Genomic DNA, 15896 nt, shown 5'->3' on the forward strand with positions numbered 1-15896 from the left:
AAACTCTACAGTGATGCCGAAACAACCCGGCCGGGCGGCAGCGGTGCTGCCGCCCGACCGGCTGTTTCACTCCGTCAGAGCTCGGTGACGCTGCCACCGGCAGCGGCGATCTTCTCCTTGGCGGAGGCGGTGAACTTGTTGGCGGTGATGTCGACCTTGACGGTCAGCTCACCGTCGCCGAGCACCTTCACCAGCTTGTTCTTGCGGACCGCACCGGCGGCGACGAGCTCGTCGACGCCGATGGTGCCGCCCTGCGGGAAGAGACGCTCGATGTCGCCCACGTTGACGACCTGGTACTCGACCCGGTTGCGGTTGGTGAAGCCCTTGAGCTTCGGCAGCCGCATGTGGATCGGCATCTGGCCGCCCTCGAAGCCGGCGGGCACGTTCTTGCGCGCCTTGGTGCCCTTGGTACCGCGACCGGCGGTCTTGCCCTTGGACCCCTCACCGCGACCCACGCGGGTCTTGTCGGTCTTCGCGCCCGGAGCGGGGCGAAGGTGGTGGAGTTTGATGGTCATTGCTTAAACCTCTTCGACTGTCACGAGGTGGCGAACCGCGTTGATGAGGCCGCGGTTGATCGGCGTGTCCTCGCGGGTGACGGTCTGGCGGATGCCCTTCAGTCCGAGGGTCCGCAGGCTGTCACGCTGGTTCTTCTTGGTACCGATGGTGCCCTTGACCTGAGTGATCTTCAGCTGAGCCATGATCAGACCCCCTGTCCCGCGCGAGCGCGCAGCATACCGGCCGGGGCAACGTCCTCGAGGGGCAGACCACGACGGGCCGCGACCTCTTCCGGGCGCTGCAGCATCTTCAGTGCCGCCACGGTGGCGTGGACGACGTTGATGGCGTTGTCGGAGCCCAGGCTCTTGGCGAGGACGTCGCGGACGCCTGCGCACTCGAGCACGGCACGCACCGCGCCACCGGCGATCACACCGGTACCGGGGCTGGCCGGGCGGAGCATGACGACACCGGCAGCGGCCTCACCCTGAACCGGGTGGGTGATGGTGCCACCGATGAGCGGCACGCGGAAGAAGTTCTTGCGAGCCTCTTCGACGCCCTTCTGGATCGCGGCCGGGACTTCCTTGGCCTTGCCGTAGCCGACACCGACCATGCCCTGGCCGTCGCCGACCACCACGAGAGCGGTGAACGAGAAACGACGTCCACCCTTGACCACCTTCGAGACGCGGTTGATGGTTACGACGCGCTCGAGCTGGTTGCGGTCCTGGTCGCGGCCACCGCGGTCGCGGCGGTCGCGGCCACCGCGACGGTCGTTGCCGCCACCTGCGTTGTTCTGGTTGTTGTCGCCGGCGGGTCCGTTTCCGCCGTCACGCTGACGTCCGGGCATCAGAGGTTCCCTCCGGTCGTATGGGTGTAGCTGGTGAAGATGGTCATCAGAAGTTCAGGCCTCCCTCACGGGCGGCGTCGGCGAGCGCCGCGATACGGCCGTGGTAGTCCTTGCCACCACGGTCGAACACGACGGTGTCGATGCCGGCAGCCTTGGCGCGCTGCGCGATCAGTTCACCGACCTTGCGGGCCTGAGCGGTCTTGTCGCCACCAGCGGCACGCACGTCGGCCTCGATCGACGAGGCAGCGGCCAGGGTGTGGCCGGCCAGGTCGTCGATGAGCTGGACGTGGATGTGGCGCGAGCTGCGCTTGACCGCGAGACGCGGACGAGCCGGGGTTCCGCTGACCTTCTTGCGGAGACGGAAGTGACGGTTGGCGGTCGCCTTGCGACGACGCGTCGACACGTCCTTGCCGAGGGGCTTGCGGCTGGTCTTGGTAGCTGTGTCACTCATGGCTTACTTACCCGTCTTTCCGACCTTGCGACGGATCTGCTCACCCTCGTAGCGAATGCCCTTGCCCTTGTACGGGTCCGGACGACGCAGGCGGCGGATGTTCGCCGAGATCTGGCCGACTTTCTGCTTGTCGATACCCGAGACCGAGAACTTGGTCGGGGACTCCACGGCGAAGGTGATGCCTTCGGGGGCCTCGATCGGCACGGGATGGCTGTAACCGAGGGCGAACTCGAGGTCCTTGCCCTTCGCCTGGACGCGGTAGCCGACACCGAAGATCTCCATCTTCGTGGTGTAGCCCTGCGTGACGCCGATGACCAGGTTGTTGATCAGCGAGCGGCTCAGGCCGTGCAGCGCGCGGCTGCGGCGCTCGTCGTCGGGACGGGTGACGACGATGGTGTTGTCTTCCTTGGCCACCTTGATGGGCTCGGAAACGGTGAGCGACAGCTCACCCTTGGGGCCCTTGACCTTGACGTTCTGGCCGTCGACGGTGACGTCGACACCGGCCGGGATCTCGATGGGGTTCTTACCGATACGCGACATGTCGTGTTCCCTCCCCTACCAGACGTAGGCGAGGACTTCGCCGCCCACGCCCTGGTTGGCTGCCTGGCGATCGGTGAGCAGGCCCGACGACGTGGAGATGATGGCCACGCCGAGGCCGCCCAGCACCTTGGGCAGGTTGGTGGACTTTGCATAAACCCGGAGACCCGGCTTCGACACGCGGCGCAGTCCGGCGATGGAGCGCTCACGGCTGGGGCCGTACTTCAGGGTGACGACGAGGTTCTTGCCGACCTCCGCGTCCTCGACGCGGTAGTCGGTGATGTAGCCCTCGCGCTTGAGGATCTCGGCGATGTTCACCTTGATCTTCGACGACGGGAGTGTGACCTCGTCGTGGTACGCCGAGTTGGCGTTACGCAGACGCGTCAAGAAGTCTGCGATCGGGTCAGTCATGGTCATGGTTGACCGTCAACCTTTCTCGTGGCGGTTCCCATGCAGCGCTGAGCAGAGGAAGAATCCTCTGACCTGCGGTGGGCCTTCCACGAAGTGGATAGTTTCTGAAGGTTCTCGCCGCCGATGCCCTTGGCTTTTCGCCGGCACCGGAGACTATTCAGTTGTGTCCCAGGCACCTGAGGTGCACAGGCAACCGCTCTAGTGTAGGGAATCTGCTGCTCAGACCCAAATCGGCCCTGCTGGGACCCTCACCGGAGGTCGAAGTCGCGACGCGACGTGGGCACGACGTCGAGGTTGCGATCGGCACCGAAACGCCCGACGCTCATCAGCATCCGATTCATCCGACGCTCGAGCTCGCCCTGGTCTCCCCCGCTGCCGTAGAACGTGTGGTAATCGGTGACCGCGGCCATCGGGAACAGCTCCTCGACGATCGCGTCCACCCGCGGGGTATCCGGCGTCAGGGCCTGTTCGACGACGTTCTGGAAGTAGCCGAAGGTCGCCTGGGTCTCGATGGCGACGGTCGTGTGCTCGTCGAGCCAGAGGCGCAGCCACTCCTCCCGCGGCAGATCGGCCGGCCTGCGCAGGAAGGCGATGTTCGCCAGGGCGTCGACGCGGGAGCCGTCGGCGGGCAGGTCCGGATCGAGCGGCGCACGCTGCGCGGCCGACCAGGCACCGACCACGGTGGCCACCGACTCCAACGCGTCGAGGACGGGTCCGATGTCGAGTGCCTCCGCACCGTCTTCACCATGCAGGGTCACCACCGCCTCGATCGGCGGGTCGAGTTCGCTGATCCGCATCGCGCCGGCGACCTGGTCGTCGGAGATGTTCACCTGCACCCGGCCGGCTCCCGACCGTCGGCAGACGTCGAGGAACTTCGCACTCGACAACGCTTCGAGTACCTCACCGGCATCCGGCAGGCGGGTCAGGGCGACGATCGTCGTGGACATGAGGGCACGCTAACGAAGGGGCGTGCCTCTCCACCGGTGATTCGACGATGAACCTGGTGGTCATCCCGCCGGGTGACGCCTCCATTGGACGGGATTTCGGTCGCCGCCAGTAGAACGTCACGGCTCGCCGCTGACCGAAGAGTGCCCGACGCCGGCACCGAGTGCGGGTGGGAACCCGCCGTCTCTCCGGCGGAGACGAGCGGATCCCCACCGGCTGGGCCGCTCAGTGACCGGCGGCGCGACGTCCCCGACGAGGGCGGCAGCGGTCCGGACCTGATTCGGTCGTGATGACATGCGCCGGTCTGCCCGCATGCGTCGCGAGGTCTGGGAAACCCTTGACCGGCTGATGCATCGGGAGCAGGACGTAGTCGGCATCCCAGGGATAACGGCCGAAGTCGTCGGGCCATACCACCTGAAGCGCCGGGTAGTCGGGGAACAGCAGATTCGCGAGGACGAGCTCGTCCTTGTCGAGCTGCTCGATGAGCCTGACCGGGACGTCGATCGACCCGAGCCGGATACCGACACCGGTGGCGACGAGCTCACGCCAGTCCTCGCGATGGAGGAGGTCTCCGAGTTCGTCCAGCACGGGTCGCGCCGTGGTGGCGTCGAGCCCGTAGATCGCGAGTTCCGGGATGGAGTGCAGCGACAGGCCTGCGGTGTAGGAATAGGCGCAGTCCGCGCCCGGGATCGCGTCTGATGCCCCTTCGTCCACGGAGGTCACCTGCCATCCGTTGCGGCGGATGGTGTCGATGGTCGAGCGGATGACGGGATTGGGATGCCACCGGGGCAGACCTCGGATCGCGGCAGCGTGGTCTGACATGGATCGCTCCTTTGTTCGAAGGGTGCGGCCATGACACCACGAGGGTCCGACAAACCGCTGCCGCGCGCATCGGAGCCGACACTCCCCACGACACCGGCGCGGACCCGGACCGCGCGGACCCGCACTACCTGGACCGACGACTTCTCACGGCCGACCCCGCACCCGGGCACGCACGGCGGCGTTCGTCTGCCCGTCGACTCGTGTCTGGTCAGAGTTCGGGATGTCGGGTGTCGTACGCCGCCCGGTATGGCACGCGGCGCTTGCCATCGCGTGCGACGACCACGAACGTTCGGGCCACGGTCGCGAGCAGCGCCAGGCCGCCCACGATTCCCAGAACCACCGCGGTCATCGCGATTCCTCTCCTGTCACCCAACGTCGAGCCCAGCGACGATGGCGATCAGCGACCGCACTCATTCCCGCCCAGGCGTCGCCCACGGTTTTCGTTGTCGCAGAACATGGTGCGCGGACAGAACGCATGGGCGCCTCTCATTTTTCGGCGACAGAGGAACCTCGGATGACCGGACGTCGAAACCCGGCTTCCCCGCGCACCCGCTTCCGTTCCCGCCCACCCACAGCCCTCCGTGACGCCCTGCCATGACACGGGTCGCCGCCTACCGACAGTGGCTGAGCGGGAACGGAATTGGCGCACCCCACACCTTCCACACTGTGAAGTTCTCAATGAACGCAGGTGAACTCTCAAGTCCACGACAAATGGGCCGACGGTCACACGATCCAGCCTGCCGCGAGGCCTCGGATGAGATCAGGTCATGCTGCGACGCCGTCGAGCCGCATGGTCCGACGGTTGTAGGCGGGCCTCGGGGCCCGCATCGGATCGACATCCGCGGGCGGGATCAGCCACGGGTGGCGGTCGTGGCCCAGGACCACGTCCCAGCCGTTGTGGTGGACACGGGTGTGACAGCGCTGGCACAACAGGCATCCGTTGTCGAGGCTGGTCTCGCCCTCGTGCTCGGTCCAGTGCTGGATGTGGTGCACCTGCGTATGAGAAGGCGGCGCCCCGCATGCGACGCAACATTCATCCCGAACGATGACGGCTTTGCGGATATGCGGCGGAAACAACCTACGCTCGCGGCCCATCTCCAACGGCACGGTCTCGCCGTCGATGACGATCTCGGTGATCGTGCCGTCACACGACAGACGTCTGGCGGTGGCCTGCGTGACCGAACCGGTCCACGGCATCCTCGCGGGATCTCCGCCGTCGGCGGGGATCAGCAGCAGCGTCTGTGAGCGCGGTGCACCGATGACATCCCGGGCCGCAGCGTCGGCGGCCTGATCCAGCAGCACCTCGAGAGCGTCCGCGCGCCGTTGCTCGGCCGAACGCGGGTCGGGGGAACCGTCGGGCTCGGGGCGAGGAACGGAACGCTCGTCGATCATCGCCATGAACTTCTCGCCGACGGACTGGGTGACGTTCACCCGCACGTCGACCCTGGATTCGTCGGTGACGGTGAATGAGAGCGAGTCCAGGGACCGGTCGTCGCAGGCAGGGATGCCGCCTTCGTCGTCGGCGATGGTGTTGCCGATCGCCGCCGCGCGGTCTCGGATCTCCGACGGAGTGGCACCCGACAGGGCCTGCGCGAGCAACTCGGCCTCGACCCTCTGCCGGTCATCGTCGGACAACGCTGCGGGAGAACGCTTCTCGATGGTGGCCATTCCGCGTGCGATCGCGTCGACGACCTCCCCGGCGAGTCGACCGTCGCGGGAATGCGCGCCGACCCTGCTGATCCTCCCCAGGCTGCTCGCGATCCGGACTATCCGGGCTGCGACCGCCGGCGGAAACCCGACTCCGATCAGCAGCTGCCTGGTCGTCGAACCTGCTCTCCGCGCAACCCCGAAGGACTCGAGACGCGCTGCGTGGGTGGCCAACTGATGTCCGACAGTGTTGTGGATCAGACAGAGCACCCCGAGCCGGCTGAGAGTGCTCGCGCCGGTGGGATCGTCGTCGGGTGGGGAGATCTCGACGAGGCGGAGGAGGATCTCGTCGAGCACGGCCGCGGCATCAAACAGGACCGGGGAATCGAGCAGGGCCGGGGAATCAGGCAGGACAGGGGAGGAGTCGGGCATGGCGGCAACTTTCACGCTTGGAGAGACCGGGAATGCGTCATGGAACAAGCGGCGTCGTCGGCTGCATCGACATCTGGAAAACCTGTGCCATCGGTTCTACACGAGACCTCTGACAAATACTTCCGCCCGATACCGACGCGACCCGGCTCCGACATCCGGCGGGCCCAGCCCGGGCACACCGGCAACGCACCACTCCGGCCTGCTGTCCACCGGCCACTTGGCACAATGGTCGGCGTGGTTTCCCTGTCACCCGGAGAGAATCGTCCGCTGCCGGCGTCGGCCGTGACGGTGTCGGTGCGCTCGGCGTCGCCGGTCAACACCTCGGCGATCCTGCTCACGGATACCGGCCGGGTCCGCTCCGACGCCGACCTCGTCTTCTACAACCAGCCCAGCGGTCCAGGGGTCGCCTACCGCTCGCAGGGGTCAGTCGACGTGGTCACCGTCGACACCGCGGCGCTCCCCCGCGAGATCACCACGGTCGTCGTCGCGGCGAGCCTCGACGGGACCGGCCCGACGACCTTCGCCACCGCGGGAACGATCACGGCGACGCTGACCGGCGGCGGCGAGGAACTCACCTTCGCACCGACCAACCTCACCAGCGAGGCGGCCGTCGTGTGCATGGAGATCTACCGCCGCAACGACATCTGGAAGGTGCGGGCGGTCGGGCAGGGCTACGACTCCGGACTGGTCGGCCTGGTCACCGCGTTCGGGATCGAGGTCGAGGACGACACGGCTCCGCCGGCGGCGCCCGACGAACCACCACGGATGACCGATCCGCAACCCTGGCCACCCACGAACACCGTTGCGCCTCAGGCGCACACGCCACCGCCGACAACTGCGGTCGGACCGGATCACCCGGCGCCCAGGCCACACATCACCCCACCCCGACCTCCGGTCACCACCCAACCCGCGGGAGCCCATATGCACTCCGACCTCTTCGCCCCCGACCACGCCGAGGTCAATGGTCTCGGCATCCAGAGACAGGGCAGCAAGATGTGCCGCGTCGGACTCGACGGCGAGATCATGGCCCGCGCCGGTTCGATGGTCGCCTACCAGGGCGATCTGCGGTTCGAGGCCCTCGGTTCCGGCGGATTAGGCCGGATGATGCGGCAGGCGATGACCGGCGAGGGCGTCCCTCTGATGAAGGTCAGCGGCCGCGGCGACCTGTTCCTCGCCAACGCCGCGTCGGAGGTCCACCTCATCGACCTCGACGGCACCGACGGCCTCACCATCAACGGCGCCAACGTGCTCGCCTTCGACCCGACGCTCTCCTATGACGTCAAGCGGGTGCAGGGCGCCGGCGCGCTGGGCAACGCCGGCATGTTCAACTGCGTCTTCACCGGCCGGGGGCGCATCGCGATCACCACTGACGGCTCCCCCGTGGTCCTCAACGTCGATGCCGCGACCTACGCCGATCCGCAGGCCGCGGTCGCCTGGTCGTCGAGCCTGCGCACCTCGATCAAGACCAACGACTCGTTCAACCTGGGCACACTGATCGGCCGCAGCACGGGCGAACGATTCACCCTCGCCTTCTCCGGCCAGGGCTTCGTCGTCGTCCAACCGTCGGAACTGCCGCCGGGCGGCTTCATCGGAGGCACCGGAGGAGGCGGCGACGCCGGCGTCGGCGGGATGCTGGGCGGGTTACTCGGGCGGTGAGCCAGAGCGCCGACGGTGATGCCCACCTACAGCTATGGCTTGACACCGCCCACAGAAACCCCTGCGAAATGCGTACTTCTGGCCTCGCCGGAATCCGCTCACGTAGACTGGGAACACGCTGGCCTCCGTCAGGACTTCCAGTTCGGATCGCTCGCCTCAATGGAACCCGGTCGCGAAGACCAGGAACACGCCGCCGGATCGGATGAGACGATCACCGTCCCCTACAACGCCTCAATAGAACCCGGTCGCGAAGACCGGGAACACTTCGCACTGGTGGTGATCAGACCATGACAAAATCGCGAGACGCCCGTTACCCGCGTCTGCTGGCGCACTCCGCTGCGATCATCCTGGGGCTGACAATCACCTGCGGGTCAATCACCGCGTGCGGTGCTCCGGACTCTCGCGAAGACATCATGGGCGAGCAGTACGCCACTGAAACCGCTATACGCACCACGGCAGTACAGCTCTACGAGGCGATGTCTCGTAACGACTGGGACCGGTACTACAGCCTGCAATGCGCTCAGCAGCGTTCAGACGCCCCAATGGACCCGGGCCTGGCCAGAAAGATGTCGCGACTCGAAGTCCGCGGAGTCAATATCATCAGTCACACCGACACGTCTGCTGAGGTAGAGGTACGGTTCCGCTACTCCGACGAATCTGCCGACGCCGACCACACGGAGAAAATCACTGTCATCCGTGAAGGAAGCGACTGGCTCGCCTGCTAGGGCGTGAGGAACGAACTGGTGACAACTGATCGTTAGTGCCGGGAGGCGCTGACGGGGAGGATGTCATCATGCCCGGCCCCTATCCCAGAGAGTTCCGCGAGGACGTCGTTGCGGTTGCTCGCAGCCGCGAGAGCGGCGTCACCATCAAACAGATCGCCGCCGACTTCGGTATCAGCGAAGCGACGTTGCAGAACTGGCTCCGTCAAGCCGACGTCGAAGACGGTAACCGTCCCGGCCAGACCGCCGCGGACGCCGCCGAGGCGCGGGAGTTGAAGAAGCGGATCCGGTTGCTCGAGCAGGAGAACGAGGTCCTCCGCCGTGCGGCGGCGTATCTGTCGCAGGCGAACCTGCGGCTTGGTGGCTCCCCAAAATGACGTACCCGCTCGTATCTGAGCTCGCCGACGCGGGGATCCCCGTGACGGTGTCGTGCCGGGTTCTCAAGCTCGCCCGCCAGCCCTACTACCGGTGGCGCAACGACCCCGTCCGGGACGCGGACGTGCTCCGCGCATATCGGATCAACGCGCTGCATGATGCGCACCACGAGGACCCGACGTTCGGCTACCGATACCTCGCCGACGAGGCCCGCCGAGCGGGGTGGCGGATGAGCCGGCGGACGGCGTGGAAGCTGTGCTCGCAGGCGGGGATTCTCTCGTCCGCGCAACGCCGGCGACGCGGGAAGGGGAAGAAGGCCGGGCCGCCCGTGTTCGACGACCACGTCCAGCGCGTGTTCCGCGCCGATGCACCGAACCGGCTCTGGCTCACGGACATCACGGAGCACTGGACGAGCGAAAGCAAGCTCTACTGCTGCGCGATCAAGGACGTGTTCTCCAACCGAATCGTCGGGTACTCGATCTCAGATCGGATGACCGCGAAACTCGCCGTAGACGCCGTCCGAAATGCTGTCGCGCGCCGCGGTGAGGTCGCCGGCTGCATCCTGCACGCCGACAGGGGCAGCCAGTTCCGCAGCCGCGCGATGGCCCGCGAGTTGCGCCGCCACGACATGGTCGGATCGATGGGAAGAGTCGGCGCTGCGGGGGACAACGCGGCCATGGAGTCGTTCTGGTCACTGCTGCAAACGAACGTCCTCAACCAGCAGCGGTGGGCGACCCGGCAGGAGCTGCGACTCGCCATCGTCGTTTGGATCGAGCGGAAGTATCACCGCCAGCGCGCCCAGGACACCCTCGGCGGCTTGACGCCCATCGAGTTCGAAGCCAAGCTAGCCGAGCCGCTCACACTCGCGGCCTAAACCGAACCTGTCACCAGTTCGTTCCTCACGCCCCGGTCTATCGGCGGGATGGAGTCGTGAGATTCGACGATCTCGAACGCACCGCTCTCGTCACACTCTCATTCGATGCCATCGGACGTGGGAGCACTCGTCGGCCTGTCCTACACGGAGGAAGGAGCGCACAGGAGTTCCATGAGCGGGCCACCGGGTTTTGGGGCCTGAGTGCCGCTGATCAGCGTCGGCGGCGTAAACAACTTCCCGATGGCACTCTCCCGCGGGACGTCGAACGCCTCATCGCGGTGCAGAAGTCAACCCATACCATCCTCGGCGCATGGACGCTCGACGATCGTCAATGGCGACAGACATCCGGTGGTTGGGTATTCATCACGAGGGACGAACTGCCGGAACTGCGCGGACAACAGCTCGACTGGTGCGGTGCTCAGCCAGGCAACTTGCTGACGTGGAGTCCGGACATAAGGGCAGAGATCAGGTCAAGTCCCAGGTAGTGGTGTAACTCGTTTCTGATCCTTCGTCGGGCTTTCAGGCAGGCAGTTCGATCAGCGGGTCGGTAGTGGCCTCCGGTGTTGTGGTGGTGTCGGTGGTCAGGGTCAGTCGACATCGGTTGAGGACCTCGAGGCCGAGGTATCGGCGGCCTTCGGCCCACTCGTCGGTCTGCTCGGCCAGGACCGCGCCGATGAGTCGGATGATGGCGTCACGGTTGGGGAAGATACCCACAACGTCAGTGCGGCGGCGGATTTCGCGGTTGAGTCGTTCGGTGGGGTTGTTGGACCAGATCTGCACACGTCATCGGGGAAGCCTGTGAAGGCCAACAGGTCCTCTCGAGCGTCACCGAGATGGTCAGCAACCTTGGGGAGTCTGTCTTCGGTGTATTCCAGGAGTCGGTCGAACTGCTCGTGCACGGCGGTGGCGGTGGGCTGGTCATAAACGCTGTGCAGCATCGCTTTGACCGACGGCCACATGGACTTGGGGCACACCGCCATCAGGTTGGCCGCGTAGTGGGTACGGCACCGTTGCCACACGGCGTCGGGCAGGTTCGCCGCGATCGCCTCGACCAGTCCGGCGTGGGCATCAGAGGTCACCAGACGCACCCCGCCCAGCCCGCGGGCGACCAGATCGGCGAAGAAGGTGTTCCAGGAGGCTTTGGTTTCGTTGGTCGCTACTTGCATGCCCAACACCTCGCGGTGGCCATCGCCGTTGACACCGGTGGCCAGCAGGACAACGACTTTGACGACCTGCTTGTTCTCGCGGACTTTGATCGTCAATGCATCGGCGGTGACGAAGGTGAACGGCCTGCCACTCGTCGAGGCGACGATGACGGAACGCTGTGACCTGTTCGTCGAGGTCGGTGGCCATGCGTGAGACCTGTGACTTCGACAGCGAGTCGATGCCGAGAGTTTTGACCAGCTTGTCCATCCGGCGGGGTCGAGACTCCAGCGAGGTAGCAGTCGGCCACGACCGTGATCAGTGCTGACTCGGCCCGCTTGCGGCGTTCGAGGAGCCACTCGGGAAAGTAGCTGCCCGAACGTAGCTTGGGAATGGCGACGTCGACGGTGCCGACGCGGGTATCCAGTGGCCGGTGGCGGTAGCCGTTGCGGCGGTTGGTGCGCTCTGGTGTGCGTTGGTTCCATTCGGCTCCGCAGACCGCGTCGGCATCGGCCGATAGCAGCGCGTTGATCATGGTTTGCAGCAGTTCACGCATCAGATCTGGTGACGCGTCTGCGAGGGCTTGGCCAAGAAGGCCTGCAGGGTCGACAATATGGGGTGCGGTCATCGCGATGACTCCTCGAGGATTCTGTGGAAGGTTGACTCGAAGGATCACGCGGTGGCCGCTCTGCATCCGCTAACGACACGACGTCGATAACGAACTCGGCCACCGAGTTACACCACTCTATGGGGCACTACTCGATTACCCGGGGCGCGCTTGGTCAAGACGACCGGGTTCACCATCCCCGGACCGGCCGGGATCACCGTCCGTCAGTTTGCGACACTGCTGAACTCAGAGCAACACGGCCAGGTCGAGATCTTCACTCGCATCGAGATCGGTGCCGTCGAGTCCGCCGGGGAGGAGATGGTCAGTGCTCCCGGCTACATTGAGTTTTTCTCTGTCCGGGTGTCGGGTTGCCACCGGGGTCTGAGAATTGGCTCGAGTTCTTCGGGGGAGAGTCCGGTGGCCGCTTTGGATAGGTGTAGCTGGGAGAGGCTGCGGCCGATTCGGTAGTGGACGGTCAGTTCGGAGGTGAGTTCGGAGCGTTCTGGGCCGCTGATTTCTAGGTCGACGACATCGTCCCAGTGGACGGTCTTGGGTCTACGTAGGCCGTACTGCACGGTCAGGTGCTCGTCGTCGATCGAGAGCGCCAACAGCGCGTGATGTGGGTTGACTAGCATGACTGCGATACCGCCGAGTGCTGTTACACCAAAGAAGATCACACCTAGCGTGCCGACGATGATCCACGGAGTCGATGGCGACCGGGACAGCGGTACGTCGCCGACGACAGCAGCTTTATCTCCAAATGCCAGCCATGCCGACGCCAGCGCCATTCCCGTTCCGCAGAGGGTTCCAGACCACGTGAGCGTTCGGGGTGTCTTCAGTGTCCATGACTCGTCGAAGGCTCCCGAGGTGTCGATTGTGGGGCGATAGGCGAGGAGTGTGAGCCCCACGCCAGTAAGAAGGGCTCCGAGCAATAGCAGCACGTATCCACTCCTGTCTATCGAGTCGGCGTCATCCGAACAACATGTTCCATGCGCCGCGCGCGCCTTCGCCGATGCTTCTACCGTAGCTACTGCCTACCCACGCCGCGATCCCGGCGCCGACCGCGGCACCGATCGCAGTCCCGACGACAGGCACTACCGACCCAGCGCCAGCTCCGATAGGTGCCGCGGCCGTCACTCCTGCGAAGGCTCCTACTCCGCTGCCGGCCGCGGTCCCGAGCGTGGCGCCAACGAGGCCGCCTGCGGTGGAACCGACAGCTTCTGGGACGGGTGCGCCATTGGCTAGGTCGATTCCGCCAGCGCTGATGGAAGCTAAGACGCCTGCGGGGCCAGCACCTTTGCCGAATGTACGAAGCCAACGAGCTGCCGCGGCAGCCTCGCCGGGGCTGAAGGCGTGACGTCCTGGTTGGGCTATTGTTCCGCCAACCTCGAGGAGGGATGTACGCAACACGGTGTTCCCTCAGCCTTGATCCACCGACCGCATATGCGGCTGTGCTCTCATCGGGGTGAGGGCCGGGAAGGCGGATGTAGGCGTGATGGTATCGCCGGTCTGCCCGGCTTTTCACTGGGGTCCTTGGTCGGGGCCGCTGGGGCCGGTGGTCAGTTAGCGGTCGCTGGTGGGCTGGTCGCGGAGGTGAACAGGGCTTGCCAGGCCGAGGCCCAGGGCCAGTCGGTGGGCAGGTGCAGGGTTAGTCGTCGTGCGGAGGTGGCGATGCGGGCGGGGATGTTGATCAGGTGGGTGCCGATGGTGGCCCAGCGGGCACGGGCATGTCGGGGTGAGGCCGCCGCGCCGGCAGCGCGGGCGAGGTTGAAGGCGATGACGGCATGGGCGAGCCAGGCGGCGTTGGCCGCGTATTTCCCTGAGGGCAGATGCGCCGGCGGCCCGTTCTTCAGTTCGGCGATGATCTGCTCGACGATGGCGTGATCGCGGTGATGGGCGTCGGCGTCGATCATCGGCAGGGTCGAGTTGGTGATGAACCCGTGGTGACGGTAGGTGGTGAACAACTCGTCTTGGCCATCGGCGCTGGCCGGGTTGAGGCGTTTGACGCGCCGCACGATCAACCGGCAGATCACGTGGTCGCGTTTCCGGCGTGAGGTGAAGATCGTGACCGGGGTTTCGGCGACTTCGGCATCGGAAATCCAGCGCTGCTCGGCCTCGTCGTAGACGGCGTTGGTGTACTCGATCGGGGTCCATGCCGCCTCGTCGATGGCGGCGATCGCCGCGGTGATCTGTGGGTTGTGGCGGGCGGTGACCGAGAACCAGATGCCGGCCCGGATGGCGGCGGCGATGAAGGCGTGGCAGTAGTAGGCCGAATCCGCGCGGGCCAGGATCTGTCCGGTCACTCCGGCGGCGCGGGCGGTGTTGGCCGCCAGGATGAGCAGGCGGCCGGAGCCGGTGTGGGAAGCGACGTTGCCGCGGCCGAGCCGGGCCCGGGCGATCACCGGTGCCGTCGTCGGGGTCGACAGTACGGCGAGCTGGGCGTTGAGGCCACCGACCTTGGAGTAGCCGAACGCAGCCGCCTGTTTGGCGTAGCCGTGGACTTCGCAGATGGTGTCGTCGATATCCAGAAATGCCAGCTCACCGGCCTCACCGAGGAGCGCCGGAACGGTTGCGGTCAGGCCAGCCAGGAGCCGGGTGGCCACGGCGTCGAGTTGCTGGACATGGCCGCAAGTGAACGAGCGCAGGTAGGTGCCCAAGGTCGAGGGTGCCCGTATCCCGGCGAAGAGCCGGTTCATCGCGCCGTGGCAGAGCAGGTCGAGGTCGTCGATGCTGTCGGCGCCGGCGAGCACACCGGCCACGATACTGGTCGACTTGAGAACCGGGTTGGGGCACTCCACGCTCAGGTACCGCTCGCAGAACTGATGGAGGCCGGCGGTCTCGGCCAGGCGCATCACCGGGACCAGACCCGCCGCCGACACCAGGTTCGGGTCATCGAAAACTGGGGTGAGAGTGTGAGATGCTTTCATCTGCGAGATGCTCCTGTTTGGGCCGGAATTGTTGTTGTGGTGACTCCAATTCTCCAGCCCACCAGGAGCTCTCGCGTTCTACGACACCCTCAATCCCTCACATCATCGGTGGATCCAGGCTGAGGCGACCGACTCCGACAGACACCAAACGGCCCCACCTCCACGAGGGAGATGGGGCCGTTTGCCGATCTACAGCTCGAGGTCGCGCCTCGGAGCTAGAGAATCCGTGAAGCCGATGTCACCAGCTGGACTTCTGCACGCCGGGCAGCTCGCCTGCGTGAGCCATCTCACGCAGGCAGATGCGGCACAGGCCGAACTTGCGGAACACCGAGTGCGGACGACCGCACTTGTTGCACCGGGTGTAGGCCCGCACGGCGAACTTGGGCTTCTTGGCGGCCTTGTTGACCAGAGCCTTCTTTGCCATGTCAGTTGTCCTTAACGTTGTTGTCCTTGAACGGGAAGCCGAGGGCGCGGAGCAGCGCGCGGCCTTCCTCGTCCGTGCGGGCCGACGTCACGACGGTGATGTCCATACCACGCGGGCGGTCGATGTTGTCGATGTTGATCTCGTGGAACATCGACTGCTCGTTCAGGCCGAACGTGTAGTTGCCGTTGCCGTCGAACTGCTGGTCGCTCAGGCCGCGGAAGTCGCGGATACGCGGGAGGGCGATGGACACGAGGCGGTCCAGGAACTCCCACATACGATCGCCACGGAGGGTGGCGCGAGCGCCGATCGGCATGCCCTCACGCAGCTTGAACTGCGCGATGGACTTGCGAGCGCGACGGATCTCGGGGCGCTGGCCGGTGATCTTGGCCAGGTCCTCGACAGCGCCGTTGATCAGCTTCGCGTCACGGGCGGCGTCGCCGACGCCCATGTTCACGACGACCTTCACGACGCCGGGGATCAGCATCACGTTCGGGTAGTTGAACTCTTTGTTCAGCTGGTCCTTGATCTCCTCGCGGTAGCGAGTCTTCAGACGCGGCTGGACCTTGGTCTCGGTAGAAGTCATG

17 protein-coding genes and 2 pseudogenes are annotated in these 15896 nt (G+C 65.8%); 3 read left to right on the forward strand and 16 right to left on the reverse strand.

Annotation, left to right across the window (positions count from 1 at the left end):
• Window positions 1–74 precede the first annotated feature (74 nt).
• The 10 genes from rplO to E1P53_RS07655 all read right to left on the reverse strand — a co-directional run bounded on the left by rplO (window position 75) and on the right by E1P53_RS07655 (window position 6584).
• Entirely contained in the window at window positions 75–515 is a 441-nt protein-coding gene (rplO, locus tag E1P53_RS07615; protein ID WP_006899640.1) for a 50S ribosomal protein L15, read from the reverse strand.
• 3 nt (window positions 516–518) lie between these two features.
• Window positions 519–698 carry a 50S ribosomal protein L30 gene (gene rpmD, locus E1P53_RS07620; RefSeq protein WP_006899639.1) on the reverse strand — a complete coding sequence of 60 codons (180 nt, stop codon included), beginning with the start codon at window positions 696–698 and terminating at the stop codon, window positions 519–521.
• 2 nt (window positions 699–700) lie between these two features.
• Complete coding sequence (gene rpsE / locus E1P53_RS07625; protein ID WP_006899638.1) at window positions 701–1339, reverse strand: 30S ribosomal protein S5; 639 nt, start codon at window positions 1337–1339, stop codon at window positions 701–703.
• A 46-nt stretch (window positions 1340–1385) separates the two neighbouring features.
• Complete coding sequence (gene rplR, locus E1P53_RS07630; RefSeq protein ID WP_109239391.1) at window positions 1386–1790, reverse strand: 50S ribosomal protein L18; 405 nt, start codon at window positions 1788–1790, stop codon at window positions 1386–1388.
• A 3-nt stretch (window positions 1791–1793) separates the two neighbouring features.
• Window positions 1794–2330 carry a 50S ribosomal protein L6 gene (gene rplF, locus E1P53_RS07635; RefSeq protein WP_006899636.1) on the reverse strand — a complete coding sequence of 179 codons (537 nt, stop codon included), beginning with the start codon at window positions 2328–2330 and terminating at the stop codon, window positions 1794–1796.
• 15 nt (window positions 2331–2345) lie between these two features.
• Window positions 2346–2744, reverse strand: coding sequence for a 30S ribosomal protein S8 (gene rpsH / locus E1P53_RS07640; RefSeq protein WP_006899635.1), 399 nt, complete (start codon window positions 2742–2744; stop codon window positions 2346–2348).
• A 242-nt stretch (window positions 2745–2986) separates the two neighbouring features.
• Window positions 2987–3685, reverse strand: coding sequence for an EthD domain-containing protein (locus tag E1P53_RS07645; RefSeq protein WP_131733918.1), 699 nt, complete (start codon window positions 3683–3685; stop codon window positions 2987–2989).
• Window positions 3686–3908: 223 nt separating this feature from the next.
• Complete coding sequence (locus E1P53_RS07650; RefSeq protein WP_131733919.1) at window positions 3909–4505, reverse strand: DUF4262 domain-containing protein; 597 nt, start codon at window positions 4503–4505, stop codon at window positions 3909–3911.
• A 208-nt stretch (window positions 4506–4713) separates the two neighbouring features.
• A complete protein-coding gene (locus tag E1P53_RS20410; protein WP_165484403.1) occupies window positions 4714–4854 on the reverse strand; it encodes a hypothetical protein in 141 nt (46 codons plus the stop codon).
• Window positions 4855–5270: 416 nt separating this feature from the next.
• Window positions 5271–6584 carry an HNH endonuclease gene (locus tag E1P53_RS07655; RefSeq protein ID WP_244941136.1) on the reverse strand — a complete coding sequence of 438 codons (1314 nt, stop codon included), beginning with the start codon at window positions 6582–6584 and terminating at the stop codon, window positions 5271–5273.
• A gap of 225 nt (window positions 6585–6809) precedes the next feature.
• Between E1P53_RS07655 and E1P53_RS07660 the strand changes: the two genes are divergently transcribed.
• The 3 genes and pseudogenes from E1P53_RS07660 (at window position 6810) to E1P53_RS07670 (ending at window position 10211) form a co-directional block, all read left to right on the forward strand.
• Window positions 6810–8240, forward strand: coding sequence for an AIM24 family protein (locus tag E1P53_RS07660; protein ID WP_131733920.1), 1431 nt, complete (start codon window positions 6810–6812; stop codon window positions 8238–8240).
• 287 nt (window positions 8241–8527) lie between these two features.
• A complete protein-coding gene (locus tag E1P53_RS07665; protein ID WP_131733921.1) occupies window positions 8528–8965 on the forward strand; it encodes an Rv0361 family membrane protein in 438 nt (145 codons plus the stop codon).
• Between the two features lie 68 nt (window positions 8966–9033).
• Window positions 9034–10211 (forward strand): annotated as a pseudogene (locus E1P53_RS07670) (IS3 family transposase).
• A gap of 519 nt (window positions 10212–10730) precedes the next feature.
• Here the strand turns inward: E1P53_RS07670 and E1P53_RS21035 are convergent.
• The 6 genes and pseudogenes from E1P53_RS21035 to rplE all read right to left on the reverse strand — a co-directional run bounded on the left by E1P53_RS21035 (window position 10731) and on the right by rplE (window position 15895).
• Window positions 10731–11473: pseudogene (locus E1P53_RS21035) on the reverse strand (IS256 family transposase).
• On the reverse strand, window positions 11470–12048 hold the full coding sequence (locus E1P53_RS21190; RefSeq protein WP_512745585.1) for a transposase: 579 nt from the start codon (window positions 12046–12048) through the stop codon (window positions 11470–11472). Before E1P53_RS21190 ends, E1P53_RS21035 begins: the two are co-directional and overlap by 4 nt.
• Window positions 12049–12296: 248 nt before the next feature.
• Window positions 12297–12902 carry a PH domain-containing protein gene (locus tag E1P53_RS07685; RefSeq protein WP_131733922.1) on the reverse strand — a complete coding sequence of 202 codons (606 nt, stop codon included), beginning with the start codon at window positions 12900–12902 and terminating at the stop codon, window positions 12297–12299.
• 618 nt (window positions 12903–13520) lie between these two features.
• Complete coding sequence (locus E1P53_RS07690; RefSeq protein WP_131733923.1) at window positions 13521–14888, reverse strand: IS1380 family transposase; 1368 nt, start codon at window positions 14886–14888, stop codon at window positions 13521–13523.
• A 238-nt stretch (window positions 14889–15126) separates the two neighbouring features.
• Window positions 15127–15312, reverse strand: a complete 186-nt coding sequence (locus tag E1P53_RS07695; RefSeq protein ID WP_006901929.1) for a type Z 30S ribosomal protein S14 — start codon at window positions 15310–15312, stop codon at window positions 15127–15129.
• Window position 15313: 1 nt separating this feature from the next.
• Complete coding sequence (rplE, locus tag E1P53_RS07700; protein WP_006901931.1) at window positions 15314–15895, reverse strand: 50S ribosomal protein L5; 582 nt, start codon at window positions 15893–15895, stop codon at window positions 15314–15316.
• Window position 15896 lies beyond the last annotated feature (1 nt).

This window comes from Gordonia paraffinivorans, assembly GCF_900683595.1.
Classification (GTDB): domain Bacteria; phylum Actinomycetota; class Actinomycetes; order Mycobacteriales; family Mycobacteriaceae; genus Gordonia; species Gordonia paraffinivorans.

Excerpts from the sequence above, each read along its gene's own strand:
- rplO (WP_006899640.1), bottom strand. The coding sequence starts at position 515 with ATGACCATCAAACTCCACCACCTTCGCCCCGCTCCGGGCGCGAAGACC.
- rpmD (WP_006899639.1), bottom strand. The coding sequence starts at position 698 with ATGGCTCAGCTGAAGATCACTCAGGTCAAGGGCACCATCGGTACCAAG.
- rpsE (WP_006899638.1), bottom strand. The coding sequence starts at position 1,339 with ATGCCCGGACGTCAGCGTGACGGCGGAAACGGACCCGCCGGCGACAAC.
- rplR (WP_109239391.1), bottom strand. The coding sequence starts at position 1,790 with ATGAGTGACACAGCTACCAAGACCAGCCGCAAGCCCCTCGGCAAGGAC.
- rplF (WP_006899636.1), bottom strand. The coding sequence starts at position 2,330 with ATGTCGCGTATCGGTAAGAACCCCATCGAGATCCCGGCCGGTGTCGAC.
- rpsH (WP_006899635.1), bottom strand. The coding sequence starts at position 2,744 with ATGACCATGACTGACCCGATCGCAGACTTCTTGACGCGTCTGCGTAAC.
- E1P53_RS07645 (WP_131733918.1), bottom strand. The coding sequence starts at position 3,685 with ATGTCCACGACGATCGTCGCCCTGACCCGCCTGCCGGATGCCGGTGAG.
- E1P53_RS07650 (WP_131733919.1), bottom strand. The coding sequence starts at position 4,505 with ATGTCAGACCACGCTGCCGCGATCCGAGGTCTGCCCCGGTGGCATCCC.
- E1P53_RS20410 (WP_165484403.1), bottom strand. The coding sequence starts at position 4,854 with ATGACCGCGGTGGTTCTGGGAATCGTGGGCGGCCTGGCGCTGCTCGCG.
- E1P53_RS07655 (WP_244941136.1), bottom strand. The coding sequence starts at position 6,584 with ATGCCCGACTCCTCCCCTGTCCTGCCTGATTCCCCGGCCCTGCTCGAT.
- E1P53_RS07660 (WP_131733920.1), top strand. The coding sequence starts at position 6,810 with ATGGTCGGCGTGGTTTCCCTGTCACCCGGAGAGAATCGTCCGCTGCCG.
- E1P53_RS07665 (WP_131733921.1), top strand. The coding sequence starts at position 8,528 with ATGACAAAATCGCGAGACGCCCGTTACCCGCGTCTGCTGGCGCACTCC.
- E1P53_RS21190 (WP_512745585.1), bottom strand. The coding sequence starts at position 12,048 with ATGCAGAGCGGCCACCGCGTGATCCTTCGAGTCAACCTTCCACAGAAT.
- E1P53_RS07690 (WP_131733923.1), bottom strand. The coding sequence starts at position 14,888 with ATGAAAGCATCTCACACTCTCACCCCAGTTTTCGATGACCCGAACCTG.
- E1P53_RS07695 (WP_006901929.1), bottom strand. The coding sequence starts at position 15,312 with ATGGCAAAGAAGGCTCTGGTCAACAAGGCCGCCAAGAAGCCCAAGTTC.
- rplE (WP_006901931.1), bottom strand. The coding sequence starts at position 15,895 with ATGACTTCTACCGAGACCAAGGTCCAGCCGCGTCTGAAGACTCGCTAC.